Below are 13,555 nucleotides of genomic sequence, written 5' to 3' on the forward strand. Positions count from 1 at the left end.
AGTCCGGCCTCCTCTTCAGGCCACCTCCCGCGTCTCACCCCTGGGATGGCCGGCAAACCGCGTGCGGCGGCGCCGGCTTTTGGGGAGTTAAGTTATGTTCGGGATTAAGGGTACGCGCAGCCGTCTGGCTGCTCTGATGCTGGGTACGACGGCGTTTGTGACAGTCGCCGCGCCGGTCAAGCCGGCCATTGCGCAGAGCGCGCAATCTTATTCCATTCCAGCCGGCGGCCTGGCGGCGGCGCTCAATCGTTTCGCCGACACCGCCCAGATCCAGCTTGTCTACGATGCCTCGATCACGCGTGGATTGCGTTCGCCTGGGCTCAACGGCAGTTTCACGCCCCAACAGGCGATCGGGCAGCTTCTTTCGGGAACCGGGCTCGGCTGGCAGTTCGCCAATGCCAACACGGTGACGATCACCGCACCGGCCGGCGCTGCCGCCTCGGCCGAACCCGTTCCGCTTCCCGAAGGCACGGTCCAGCTCGAAGAGATCACCGTGTCGGGCGAAAAGCTTGAGCGCGATCTCAACAAGGTCTTCACAAGCGTCGGCGTGGTTACGAACGAGCAGGCCTCGGACCTCGTTATTCCGGACATGAATGGTGGGCTCAATCAGCTCGCCAATGTCCGCGTCTCCGAAGCCCGGTCCGGCAATAGCGGCATCGTCGTGCGCGGCGTCAGCTCGGATGGCCTGACGCAGCCGACGAATTCCGCGCCTGCGGTCGCCATGATCGTCGACGGCGCCTCGCAGAACGGCGAGGGCCTGCGCCGCGGCAATCGCAGCACCTGGGATGTCGAAACGCTGGAAGTGCTGCGCGGTCCGCAATCGGCGCTTCAGGGCCGCAACGCCATGGGCGGCGCTGTCGTGCTTGAAACCTACGATCCGAGCTGGACCTGGACGGGCGCGGTGCGCGGCGATCTGTCTGGCGCGACCGAATATGATGACGGCTATGCGCGCAATGGCGCGTTCATGCTGTCGGGCCCTCTCGTTGAAGATCAGGTCGCGTTCCGCATCACCGGCGAGAAGATTCAGGGCGAGAAGGGCATCGAATATGCCGACCCGCTCAATGAAGCGATCGACGACGACGATTTCTGGCAGGTGCGCGGCAAGCTGCTGATTACGCCGGAAGCGCTCCAGGGTTTCCGCGCTTTGCTCAGCGTCAGCCACACCGAAGACAAGCCGGGTCAGGCGTCGGTGACGGGGCCGGACTTCTTCGCGCGCGAATACGATAACGCGGCATCGAATGTCGAAATTCGTGAAACCCATGTCACGAATTATGTCGCCGACCTCTCGCAGGATTTCGGCAACGGCATCACCTTGCGCTCGGTGACCGCCTTTATCGAAACCGACGCGACGATCAACGCGCCGGACGGCTCCACTTTCATCCGCGACGAACTGCGCGGCGGTGAAGACATCACGCAGGATGTGCGACTTGAATTCGAAGAGGGGGCTCGGCCGCTCAGCGGCGTCGTCGGCGTCCAATACGGCAATTTTGACAACACGACAGACTCGACCATCATCGTCGATTTCGGCGGGCCGCTTCTGTTCCAGGACATTCAGACCTTCAACAAGACCGAAGCGATCGCCGGCTATGCCGACCTCCGCTACGAATTCGTTGAGGACTGGTCTGTGCTTTTCGGTGGCCGCATCGGCCACGAAACCGTCCGCAACGAGCGCGCCGGTATCGTCCTCAATACGAACACGTTCAACTACGACTCGATCGATTCGGAGTCGGAGACCGACTATCTCGTCGCGCTGCCGAAGATCGGCCTTGCCTACAACATTACCGAAGATCAAACGGTCGCTTTTACCTATAGCGAAGGCTTCCGCGCCGGTTTCACCAGCGTCGACGGCGCGGGCGATGTGTACAGTGTCGAGCCGGAATATCTGACGTCTTACGAACTCGCCTACCGGGCGCGCGGCTTCGACGACCGCGTCGAATTCCGAACCAACGCCTTCTACTACGAGTTCACCGATCTGCAGATCGATATCGACGATCCGGTACTCGGCGATCCCTTTACCGTCACCCGCAATATCGGCGAGGCGTATGCCTATGGCGCCGAATTCGAAGTGCGCTACCGCGTGAACGATCCGCTCACAGTCTTTGCGGGCCTCGGCCTGTTGAAGACGAAGATCGATGAGGCAGATGTTGGCGGCGTCGACTATTCGGGCAATGAATTCCCGGAAGCGCCGTTCGCGACCGTCAATCTCGGCGCCGTCTACAAGCATGACAGCGGCTTCTTCGCCTCGGCCGATATTGCCTATACGACGAGCTATTTCTCGACCGGCGATCTCGCCAATAACGACAACGAGGAAGTGCCGGAGTTCGGCATCGTGAACGCGGCTGTCGGCTATGACTTCAACGCGTACATGTCGATGACGCTCTACGCCAAGAACATCTTCGACGAAGAATATGTCACCGGCATCTCGATCAATGACAGCGACCCGACGGATATGAATGCGACGATCGGCGACGGGCGCTATATCGGCATTCGCGCCGAAGGCCGCTTCTGAGGAGCTGACGCCGCGCAGTGCGGCGAAAAGACAGAGAATGGATAGAGGGCCTGAGTTCGAGCGGACGCAGGCGGCGGATGATGTTCATCCGCTGCATGCGGCTTTGCGCGCCCAAGCCAAACTCATGCCGACGCCGTCCTACGGCATAGGCCCGGTGAGCGACGGCTTTGCTCCAGCCGCCTATTTCTTTGCCAATGGCGATTTCCTGGAGCGGATGCTCGATCGCCAGCAGAGCATGAGCCGCGGCCTCGATCGAAAAGGCGCGGCGGCCTATCTGATCGTTCAATATGCCAGCCTGTTCTCGGCGACGGCCGTGGTGCCGTTCGTTGCGGCCCGGATCGTTCCGGATCTTTCACCGGAAAATTATGCGCTACTGTTCACGCCGGAAGCCGAAGAGGGCAAGCGGGTGGCGGTGCGTCTGCAGAGCGCGCGCTTCACGACCGACATCGAAGAGAACAGCCGCCATTCCGAGGCCGAACCGCTGGTCGATGCCGCGGGTCTGCGGGAGAGCCTGCGGCTTGCGATTGAGGATCATTTCACACCGCTGATCGATGCGCTGCACGACAGGACCAAGCTCTCGCGCAATGCCCTGTGGCGGCTTGTCGGCGATTCCATTGCCGCGCGCTTTCTCGATGCCGGAGAGAAGTTTTCGCGGATCGAGGACGCCAAGACCGATGCGATGGCGGTGCTGAAGCAGACGGGGTCTCCCCTGAAGAACCGGCAGCTCGGCTATTTCGATATTACAATTCGCGACGAGCACGATCCCGAGCGCATCATTCTCACGCGGACCTTCCGTGCGCGCGGCGGCTGCTGCCGCGCCTACAAGGTGGAGGGCGGGGAGCTGTGCACGATCTGCGTGTTGCGCGATCCGGAAGAGCGCAACCGCGATATCGAAGACAGGATCCGCAGACGCCTGCGCGGCGAGAACGCCGACGAACACCATGCTCATTGAGAGAGCCATGAAACAGATCGCCCTGGCCGTATTGGCCTTCCTTTTGGCCGCGCCCGCCGTCTCCGCCTGCGAGGGCCGCTTGGTCGACTCCAAATTTGTGCTGCACACGCCGCTCTGCGTACCGAAAGAGCCGAAGCGCATCGCCGTCATCGATCCGACCTTCAGCCTCGGAATGTCGCTGGAGCTCGGACTTCCGGTCGTCGCCGCGCCTTTATTCAAGATGAGCGATCCGGTGCTGAAAGCGCGCGCGCAGGAAAAATCGATCATCGATCTCGGCAGCTATCTCGAACCGAGTATCGAGATGCTGATCGGGGCAAAGCCCGATCTCATCATCGGCTCCGGGCTCGCAGATGCCTACTACCCGATGCTGTCGCAGATCGCGCCGACACTTCTCTACAATGCGCGCGACTGGCGCGATATCTTCTCGACCATTGCCGATGCGACGGGGCAGGGCGCGCGCAAGACCGATTTCTTTGCGCCCTATGACGCGCGCGTTGCTTCCATCCGTGCTCGCATGCCGAACACTCGCGTTTCCGTGCTTCGCATCACCAGCTGGGACTTCCAGGTCTATACGGACGGACCTGACGCCTATGCGCCGTTCGAAGTGCTGCAGGATGCCGGGGTCAGACGCTCCGCCTATGAGACCGTGACTGACGATACCGGTTTGAAGCGCCCGGATTGGGAGGCGCTCTCCAATCTCGACGGCGATGTGCTGCTTTACATTATCGGCGGCGGCAATAATTCCGATACCTCGGGGCGGCATGAGGAAGTCACCGGAAACCCGCTCTGGAAAATGCTGCCGGCGGTGAAAGCCGGCCGCGTCTACCGCGTCGATGCCGGCACATGGATGGAGTTTTCCGGTCTTGCCTCCGCCAACCGCGTGCTCGACGATATCGAGCGGTATATTCTGAAAACGCAATGACGACCGTCGAGAGCTTTCCGGCGGCCGCAGATTTCCGCCGGACCGGTGTCTGGCGGATATCCGTGCTTCTCGTGCTCGGCGGCGCCATGCTGGCCATGGCCGCGATCGCGCTGACCGTCGGCTCGTCCGATCTATCCATCCGCAATGTGCTCGATGCGCTGTTTCAGTTCGACGGCACTCGCGATCATGTTGTGGTGACGGCGGTGCGCCTGCCGCGCGTCCTCGCCGCGCTTGTAGTCGGCTCGGCGCTTGGCGTTGCCGGCGCCATCATGCAGGCGGTGACGCGCAATCCTCTGGCGTCGCCCGATCTCCTCGGCATCAATGCAGGTGCGGCCTTTGCCATTGTCATTGCTATTGTCCTCTGGGGCACCGAGGCCAGTTTCTTCTATATCTGGTTTGCCTTTGCAGGAGCTGCCATTGCGGCCTGCGCGGTGCAGGCGCTGGGGTCGATAGGTCCGGGCGGCGCAACCCCGCTGAAGCTCGCGCTCGCCGGCGCCATCCTCACAAGTTTCCTGACGGCGCTGACGACCGCCATTCTCATCTTCGATCAGGCAACGCTCGATGCGGTGCGGCTCTGGTCGATCGGCTCGCTCGCCGACCGCAGCATGGCGGCAGTCGCGGCCGTCGCTCCCTATGCGCTGATAGGTCTTGCCGCGGCGCTGGTCATCGCACGGCAGATCACGGTCCTCAGCCTCGGCCGCGATGTGGCGCGGTCCGTCGGCCAGAATGCGGCGCGGTGGCGCTGGGTGTCGGGCATTGTGGTCGTTCTGCTCGCCGGAAGTGCGGTGGCGCTGGCGGGGCCCATCGGTTTTGTCGGGCTCGTCATCCCGCATATCGCGCGGCTCGTTATCGGCGCGGATTACCGATGGATACTGCCGTTCTCGGCGCTGGCGGGGGCGGTGCTGCTCGTCACCGCCGATGGATTTCTGCGCGGCCTTTTGCCGGGCAAGGACATTCCAGTCGGCGTGACCATGGCGCTCATCGGCGCGCCGGTCTTCATCTATCTCGTGCGCACCCGGACGGGGATGAGATGACCCGCGCCGTTACCGTTCTTCTCATTCTCATTCTGGCGCTCCTTGCGGCATCTCTGTCTCTCGGGGACTATGCCGTTCCCGTCCGCGATATCGTGCAGATCCTGACGGGCGCTGAGGCGCGGGAGCCGCAGGCGGCGATGATCGTGCTCGATATACGCCTGCCGCGGGTTCTGACGGCCCTTCTTGTCGGCCTTGCCCTCGGCGTCGGCGGCGTCATCATTCAAGCGGTGATGCGCAATCCGCTGGCCGAGCCTGGGCTGCTCGGCATCAATAGCGGCGCGGCCGTCGCCGCGATGCTGCTCATCGTGCAGATGGGCGAAGCGCCGTTGCATCTTCTGCCCTGGTTCGCCTTTGCCGGCGCGCTGGCCGCAAGCCTTGCGATCTATCTTTTGTCGCTGAGTGGCGGCGCGTCCGCCACCCGCATCATTCTCATCGGCATCGGCATCAGCGCGCTCTGCGGCGCGGCCATGGGTTTCATGTCGGCCTTCGGCGATGTCACTGCGGTGCAGCGCGCCATGATCTGGCTGTCCGGCAGCGTCTATGACAGCCGCTGGGTCAAGCTTCAGCTTCTCTTTCTCTGGCTGCTCCTGCCGCTTCTTCTCGCCTGGATGTCGGCGCGCGAGCTCGATGCGCTCGGTCTCGGCGATGCTCCGGCCCAGGCCATCGGTCAGCGCGTTCATCTCGTGCGCGGTGCGATGATCCTGCTGTGCAGCATGATCTGCGGCGCGGCGGTGGCGGCCGCCGGCCTCATCGGTTTTGTCGGCCTTGTGGCGCCGCATCTGGCGCGCCATCTCGTCGGGCCGCGCCATGCGCTGATGATGCCGGTGGCGGCGCTTGGCGGCGGCGCGCTTGTCATGGCCGCCGATCTTGCGGGCCGCACTCTGATCGCACCCGCGCAATTGCCGGCGGGTCTCGTCACGGCGCTGATCGGCGCTCCCTTCTTTGCCTATCTTTTGTGGACACGGCGCGATGCCCAATTCCGGTAAATCATCATCGCTCGCGGCCGAGAACGCCGCGCTCGGCTATGCCAAAACGACCATTGTCAAAGGGCTTGATCTTGCCATCGGCGAGGGGCGTTTCACGGCTCTCGTCGGGCCGAACGGCTCCGGCAAGTCGACGATCCTGCGCGCACTCGCCGGACATCTGAAGCCTTCGCGCGGGGCGGTTCTGCTCGACGGCCAGTCGATCGCAGCGCTCCCGGCCAAGGCCGTCGGCCGCCGCATCGGATCGCTGGCGCAGACGCATGTCACACCGGACGGGCTGACGGTCCGCGATCTTGTGGAGCAGGGGCGTTATCCGCACCGCTCCTTTTTCGGACTGTGGTCCGAGACGGATGAAGAGGCGTGCGTGCGCGCGCTCGACATCACCGGCATGCAGCCTCTGTCGGGCAGGCTGCTCGATACGCTCTCCGGCGGGCAGCGGCAGCGCGCCTGGATTGCAATGACGCTTGCGCAGGAGACGGGAATTCTACTTCTCGATGAGCCGACGACCTATCTCGATCTCGCCCATCAGATCGAGGTACTCGATCTTCTGCATCGTCTGACCGTCGAACGCGGCACAACGATTGTCGCGGTGCTGCACGATCTCAATCAAGCGGCGCGTTATGCCGATTGCGTGACGGTACTGAAAGAAGGCGCTGTCGTTGCGTCCGGCAGCGCCCGCGATGTCGTGACACCGAAGATGATAAGAGACGTTTTCGGCGTCGACTGCATGGTCATCGACGATCCGACAAACGGCGCGCCGCTCTGCGTGCCCATTCCGGTCAAGCCCTGACGACCGCCTAGATTTCGAGGGATGATCGTGGTTTCCTTCCGGAGCGGCAACCAGGATGATCAATGGAAGGAGCGATTGTCATGGCGAAGAAGCATACGGCGCAGTGCGCGTGCGGCGCGGTTAAATTCGAGTTCGACACCGACCCGACCTTTATAGCGATGTGTCATTGTCTGGACTGTAAAAAGGCGTCAGGCGGGGAAGCGGCGGTGTGGTTCCCCGTACCCGAAGACGACTTCACCATGATCAGCGGAGAGACAACGGCGTTTCATTATATTGCGCAGTCTGGAAACGGATTGGACCGAAATTTCTGTCCGAAATGCGCCGCGCGCCTTTACACAAGCAAGCTCGATAGTTTTCCGAAAACGGTATTCGTCCAGATCAGCAGCCTCGACAACACCGACGGTATCAAGCCGACGGTCGAAATGTTCACGAAGCGCCGCCATGCGTGGCTGAAGCCGCTGGATATCCCTCAATTTACCGATATGCCGAGTTAAGGCTTTCGCGCTTTCGCTCAGCCGCTCCAGGCCTGCGTTGCGATGGCGGTGGCGGAGGCGCGGTTTTCGACGCCGAGCTTGGAGTAGATCTGCTCGAGATGCTTGTTCACCGTGCGCGGGCTGAGGCCGAGGATTTCGGCAATATCTTTGTTGGATTTGCCGCGCGCCAGCCAGAGCAGGACTTCCGCTTCGCGATTGGTGAGGGACAGCTTGTCCCGGAGCGCCGATTGCGCGCTTTCCGGATCTTCTTCCGTCAGCCGCAGCATGAACTGGTCGGGACCCGTGCGGGCGAGAAACGAAATCTGCAATTTGCGCGGCCCGGTCTCAACCGTAACCGGCGAGGGCGAGGCATTGGTGCCGGGAATTTTGGACACCCAGGCGCGGACAGCGAGCGGCAGTATGAGATGATCGGGCACGCCCGTCATCCGATCGGCCAGAAGCCGCCGCGCCTGCGGCGTTGCCCATAGCAGTTCGCCCGACGCATTGACGGCGAGAAGATGCCGTCCGCTGGCATCGAGCGCCATGCGTGCGCCTTGCGTGGCTCTGGCATTGGCGAGATGGACGCGGATGCGCGCCACAAGCTCATCCGGCGCGACGGGCTTGGTCACATAATCGACGCCGCCGGCCTCAAGGCCCTTCACGATATGCTCGGTCTCGCTGAGGCCTGTCATGAAGACGACGGGCACATGCGAGAGGCTGTCCGAGCGCTTCAGAAGCCGCGTCGTCTCGAAGCCGTCTTTGCCGGGCATCATCGCGTCCATCAGAATAATGTCCGGCGTGATTTCTCCGACAAGCGCCAGTGCCGCATCGCCATCGATGGCGATAAGGACCGTCATCCCGGACTCTTCGAGAGCCTGGGTCAGCATGCCGAGATTGTCGACGCTGTCTTCGACGATCAGAACGATGTCGCGCGGATGGAGCGTGTCATTCACCCGGGATTGCCTCCAGGACTGCGACGAAGCGTCGGAGATCGAAATTGCGGACGTGGACATTGAGATCATCGACAAGTCCCTTGCTTTCGGGTGACTGCGTTTCGATTTCGGCGAGTTTGGCCTGAATGCCGCGGATATAGCCGATGCCCGCAAGGCGCTTCAGTTCTTCGACATGGTTTTGCGCCAGCGCGTAGATTTTCGGCGCGATCTGCAGGACCTTCTTCTTCTGCGACGTCTCATACGTCCATTCGAGGCCCAGAAGGTTCTCGATACTGTCGAGCAGCTTCTGCAGATCGACGGGTTTTGGAATGAGGTCGTCATGTGCATCGTCGGGGTTTTGCGCCTTCGTCGCGGTCATATTGGCCGAGACCATGACGATGGCAGCGCGCTCATGGCCCGCCGCGCGCAGCCGCTTTGCCGTTTCCATGCCGTCCATGCCGGGCATGGCGATATCGAGAAGGAAAAGATCGGGCTCGCATTCTTCGGCAAGCGCAATGCAGCTTGCGCCGTCCGATGCGGTGAGCAGCACAAAACCGAGCGGCACGAGAACCTCGCGCATCAGGTCGCGATGGGCAGCATCGTCGTCGGCGACGATGATGGTGCGGCGCTCGCCGGTATAGCCGGCGATGCGGCGATGCGGGCGCAGATCGAGCAGCGGGTCGGCGACCGCCGACAGGAGAAGCCGGACGGTGAAGGTCGTGCCTTTGCCCGGCGTCGACTTCAGCAGGATTTCGCCGCCCATGATTTCGGTGAGCAGCTTGGTGATGGTAAGGCCAAGCCCGATGCCGGGCGTCGTGTCGGGATCGAGCCCGTGCCCGCGTTCGAACGGCGCAAAGACGCGCTCCACATCCTCTTCCGGAATTCCGGGGCCGGTATCGGCGATCTCGAACTCGGCAACGCCGCTGCGGATGGTCAAACGCAGCGCGATCTGTCCGCTCGATGTGAATTTGATGGCGTTGGACAGAAGATTGATCAGGATTTGCCGGAGCCGCTTTTCGTCGCTCGAAATCACCGCCGGGATGTGTTCGGGCCGCTTGAAGCGGAATTGCAGGTCTTTGGCGGAGGCCTGCAGGCGGAACATCTCGACGATCTGATCGAGGAATTCCGGCAGGCGCACCTCGTCGCGGCTGAGCTGCAGACGCCCCGATTCGATGCGCGAGATATCGAGCAGGCCGTCGATCAGGCCCGACAGATGTTCGGCCGAGCGGCGGATGACGCGCACGCCGCCGCGGCGATGGGCCGGCATGAACTCATCGCGCTCCATCAGCTGCGCATAGCCCAGGATCGCGTTCAGCGGCGTCCGGAGTTCATGGCCGATGCCCATGACATAGCGGCTCTTGGCCTGATTGGCAGCTTCCGCGACGTCGCGGGCTTTCTGCAGCTGCACATCGGTTTCTTCATGCGCTTCGATTTCCTGCAGCAGGAGGCGTGTCTGGCTGGCCGATTCCTGTTCGGCGACTCTGCGGCTTTCATGCGCGAGAACGAACAGCCAGGAAGCGATGCCGGAGATGATGAGAAGGATGAAGAAGACGACCCACAAAGTGTGGGCGATGATGTTCTTCTGATCGGCGGCGTTGACGGTCGCCTGGAAATAGACGAGCGCAAGTGCGGTCGCGATCGTGCCGGCGCTGAGCAGGAAGACGCCGACAAAGCGCCCGATGCCGGAATTCAGATGATCGGCGATGTGGGCGGGCAGGGTGGCATGCATGACCGCCGAAATCTGTTCGTAGACGCGGCCATGCGGTTTGCATCGATCGCCGCAGCGCGCATCGAGCGTGCAGCAGAGCGAGCAGATCGGGCCGGAATAAACCGGGCAGCCCGCCATATCCTGCGTTTCGAAATGATGCTCGCAGACGCAGCACTGAACCTGCAGCGCGCCGCCCCAGTCCTCGCGCGGTTTGCGGGCGAGGTAGTAGCGGCCACGGGTGAGAAGGGCGAGGGCAGGTGCGGCGACGAAAGCCGTGCCGAGCGCAATGAACGGCGCGAGCGCCTGCGGCACCTCGCCGAACGTGCCGCCGAAGGCCAGAAGCGCGCTTGCCGAGGCGAGCACCATGGCGCCGACGCCGACAGGGTTGATGTCGTAAAGATGGGCGCGCTTGAACTCGATATGTTTGGGGCTGAGGCCCAGCGGCTTGTTGACGACGAGATCGGCAACGAGCGCGCCGACCCAGGCGACGGCGACGACGGAATAGAGGCCGAGCGTCTGCTCAAGCGCCCGGTAAATGCCGAGCTCCATCAGAAGCAGAGCGATCGCGACATTGAACACCAGCCAGACGACGCGGCCGGGATGGCTGTGCGTCAGGCGCGAGAAGAAATTCGACCAGGCGATGGAGCCGGCATAGGCATTGGTGACATTGATCTTGAGCTGCGAAAGAACGACGAACAGGCCCATAAGGCCGAGCGCCGCGCCCGGCGAGTGGGTCACATAGCTGAAGGCGACGAGATACATATCCGTCGGCTGCGCGGCCTGTTCGAAATCATAGCCGTGCGAGACGGCAAGGACCGCAAGGAAGGAACCGAGCAGCATTTTGAGCGCGCCGGGGCCGACCCAGCCGGCGCCGGCGGTAACGAGCGATATCCACCAGCGAAACCTGTTGCCTTTGCGCTCGCGCGGCAGGAAGCGCAGCACGTCGACCTGTTCGCCGATCTGCGCAACGAGCGAGAAGACGACGCTGGCGGCGGCGCCGAAGAGAAGAATGTTGAAGCCGCCGCCGTGATCGTCCGGAAAGTTCGTCCAGTTCTGCAGCGATTGCGGATTGGCGAAGAAGATGAAGGCGAAGGGCAGTATGTGCAGCAAAACCCAGAGCGGCTGCGTCCAGGTCTGAAATCTTGTGATCCAGGTGATGCCGTGCGTGACGAGCGGAATGACGGCGATGGAAGAGACGATATAGCCCAGCGCCAGCGGCAGGCCGAAGACCATCTCCAGAGCGAGCGCCATGATGGCGGCTTCGATGGCGAAGAAGATGAAGGTGAAGCTCGCATAGATCAGCGAAGTGACGGTCGAGCCGATATAGCCGAAGCCGGCGCCGCGGGTGAGCAGATCGATATCGACGCCGTATTTCGCCGCGTAATAGCTGATCGGCAGGCCGGTGAGGAAAATCAGCGCGCTGACGACGAGGATCGCCAATGCCGCATTGGTGAATCCGTAATTCAATGTGATCGCGCCGCCGATGGCTTCGAGCGCGAGGAATGATATGGCCGCAAGGGCGGTATGCCCTACGCGCAGGGGTGACCATTTACGGGCGCGCTCCGCGGTGAAGCGAAGTGCGAAGTCCTCGAGCGTCTGGTTGGCGACCCACTGATTATATTGCCGCCGCACCCTGACGATGCGCTGACTGCCCGACATTTTCCTTCAAAATCCCCCGTGAAACGCCGTGCTGAACAGGTAGCAAGAACCGTTCCGTCCCCGCCGATTGCGCACGCCTTATTTGTGGTTAAGCGCATGCGAAAGAGCGAAGTGCCGCCAGACCAAAACTCACTGGCGGCACTTCGCCCGGGGAGGCGCGGGGCCAAGAGTGCGTGGTCGGTGCCGCAACCCACATACGTCAATTGACGTATAACTCTCGCCTCCGAACTCGACCCACGATCCCCGTCAACGAGACAAAACCTGTCTCGAAACAGGGGGTACGACATGGAAAACGATAAGGAACGCGGTCTGGAGTCTTCTCTCCGCCGCAAACTGCTCATGGGCATGGCCGCTATCCCGGCCATGGCGCTCATGCCGAAATATGCGTTCGGCGCGGGTCCCGCGACGGCGGAAGTCAATACGACCGGCCTTGCCGTCACCGATACCGAAGTCACCGTCGGTATTCTCCACTCGATCACCGGCACGATGGCGATCTCGGAAACGGGTTCGGTTCAGGCCGAGAAGCTTGCAATCGAGCAGATCAATGCGGCGGGCGGCGTGCTTGGCCGCAAAATCAAGTTCATCCAGGAAGACGGCGCGTCCGACTGGCCGACCTTCGCTGAAAAATCGAAGAAGCTCCTCGTCAACGACAAGGTCGCGGCCGTTATGGGCTGCTGGACCTCGGCCTCGCGTAAAGCGGTGCTGCCGGTGTTCGAGCAGTATAACGGCATGCTCTATTACCCGACCTTCTATGAAGGCCTCGAGCAGTCGAAGAACGTGATCTACACGGGTCAGGAAGCGACCCAGCAGATTCTCGCCGGACTCGACTGGGTGTCGAAGGAGAAGAAGGCGAAGACCTACTATCTCATTGGCTCCGACTATATCTGGCCGCGTACGTCGATGAAGATCGCACGTAAGCACATCGAGGGTCATCTCGAAGGCTCGGAAGTCGTCGGCGAAGAGTTCCTGCCGCTCGGCCACACCCAGTTCAACTCGGTCATCAACAAGATCAAGCTGAAGAAGCCGGACGTAATCTATTGCGCGGTGGTCGGCGGCTCGAACGTCGCCTTCTACAAGCAGCTGAAAGCCGCGGGCATCGACCTGTCGAAGCAGACGCTGCTGACCATCTCGGTCACCGAAGACGAAATCGACGGTATCGGCGGCGAAAACATCCAGGGCGCCTATGCCTGCATGAAGTACTTCCAGTCGCTGGATAATCCGAACAACAAGGAGTTCGTGACCGAGTTCAAGAAGATGTGGGGCGAAAAGACCGTCATCGGCGACGTCACGCAAGCCGCCTATCTCGGTCCGTTCCTGTGGAAGCTTGCGGTCGAAAAGGCCGGCAGCTTCGACGTCGACAAGATCGCAGCCGCATCGCCGGACATCGAGTTCACCAAAGCTCCGGAAGGTTACGTCAAGATCCACGAGAACCACCATTTGTGGTCGAAGGCTCGCGTCGGACAGGTGCAGCCGGACGGTCAGTTCAAGGTCGTCTTCGAGACGGCAGAACTCATCCAGCCGGATCCCTTCCCGAAGGGCTATCAGTAACAACAAAAAGCTTCGCGGGAGAGACGTGCGGTCTCTCCCGCGAGG

At 62.0% G+C, this 13,555-nt stretch carries 10 protein-coding genes; 8 read left to right on the forward strand and 2 right to left on the reverse strand.

Annotated elements, in window-relative coordinates; translation table 11 throughout:
* Positions 1-94 precede the first annotated feature (94 nt).
* The 7 genes from IZ6_RS06570 to IZ6_RS06600 all read left to right on the forward strand — a co-directional run bounded on the left by IZ6_RS06570 (position 95) and on the right by IZ6_RS06600 (position 7,684).
* Positions 95-2,509 (forward strand): TonB-dependent receptor, encoded by a 2,415-nt coding sequence (locus IZ6_RS06570; protein WP_225874026.1) that lies wholly within the window; start codon positions 95-97, stop codon positions 2,507-2,509.
* Between the two features lie 37 nt (positions 2,510-2,546).
* Complete coding sequence (locus IZ6_RS06575; protein WP_222877197.1) at positions 2,547-3,461, forward strand: ferric iron reductase; 915 nt, start codon at positions 2,547-2,549, stop codon at positions 3,459-3,461.
* Positions 3,462-3,468: 7 nt separating this feature from the next.
* On the forward strand, positions 3,469-4,383 hold the full coding sequence (locus IZ6_RS06580; RefSeq protein ID WP_225874027.1) for an iron-siderophore ABC transporter substrate-binding protein: 915 nt from the start codon (positions 3,469-3,471) through the stop codon (positions 4,381-4,383).
* Positions 4,380-5,417, forward strand: a complete 1,038-nt coding sequence (locus IZ6_RS06585) for a FecCD family ABC transporter permease (RefSeq protein ID WP_222877199.1) — start codon at positions 4,380-4,382, stop codon at positions 5,415-5,417. Before IZ6_RS06580 ends, IZ6_RS06585 begins: the two co-directional genes overlap by 4 nt.
* Positions 5,414-6,403, forward strand: coding sequence for a FecCD family ABC transporter permease (locus IZ6_RS06590; protein WP_222877200.1), 990 nt, complete (start codon positions 5,414-5,416; stop codon positions 6,401-6,403). Before IZ6_RS06585 ends, IZ6_RS06590 begins: the two co-directional genes overlap by 4 nt.
* Positions 6,387-7,190: an ABC transporter ATP-binding protein gene (locus IZ6_RS06595; protein ID WP_222877201.1), complete on the forward strand. Its 804-nt coding sequence runs from the start codon at positions 6,387-6,389 to the stop codon at positions 7,188-7,190. The genes IZ6_RS06590 and IZ6_RS06595 overlap by 17 nt, the downstream gene beginning before the upstream one ends.
* 80 nt (positions 7,191-7,270) lie before the next feature.
* On the forward strand, positions 7,271-7,684 hold the full coding sequence (locus IZ6_RS06600; RefSeq protein WP_222877202.1) for a GFA family protein: 414 nt from the start codon (positions 7,271-7,273) through the stop codon (positions 7,682-7,684).
* 17 nt (positions 7,685-7,701) lie between these two features.
* Here the strand turns inward: IZ6_RS06600 and IZ6_RS06605 are convergent, their stop codons facing one another.
* A complete protein-coding gene (locus tag IZ6_RS06605; protein ID WP_225874028.1) occupies positions 7,702-8,616 on the reverse strand; it encodes a response regulator transcription factor in 915 nt (304 codons plus the stop codon).
* Positions 8,609-11,962 (reverse strand): hybrid sensor histidine kinase/response regulator, encoded by a 3,354-nt coding sequence (locus tag IZ6_RS06610; RefSeq protein ID WP_222877204.1) that lies wholly within the window; start codon positions 11,960-11,962, stop codon positions 8,609-8,611. The genes IZ6_RS06605 and IZ6_RS06610 overlap by 8 nt, the downstream gene beginning before the upstream one ends.
* A gap of 285 nt (positions 11,963-12,247) precedes the next feature.
* On the opposite strand from IZ6_RS06610, the gene urtA reads away from it, so the two are divergent.
* Complete coding sequence (gene urtA, locus IZ6_RS06615) at positions 12,248-13,510, forward strand: urea ABC transporter substrate-binding protein (protein ID WP_222877205.1); 1,263 nt, start codon at positions 12,248-12,250, stop codon at positions 13,508-13,510.
* Positions 13,511-13,555 lie beyond the last annotated feature (45 nt).

Origin of the sequence: Terrihabitans soli, assembly GCF_014191545.1 — a bacterium.
Classification (GTDB): domain Bacteria; phylum Pseudomonadota; class Alphaproteobacteria; order Rhizobiales; family Methylopilaceae; genus Flaviflagellibacter; species Flaviflagellibacter soli.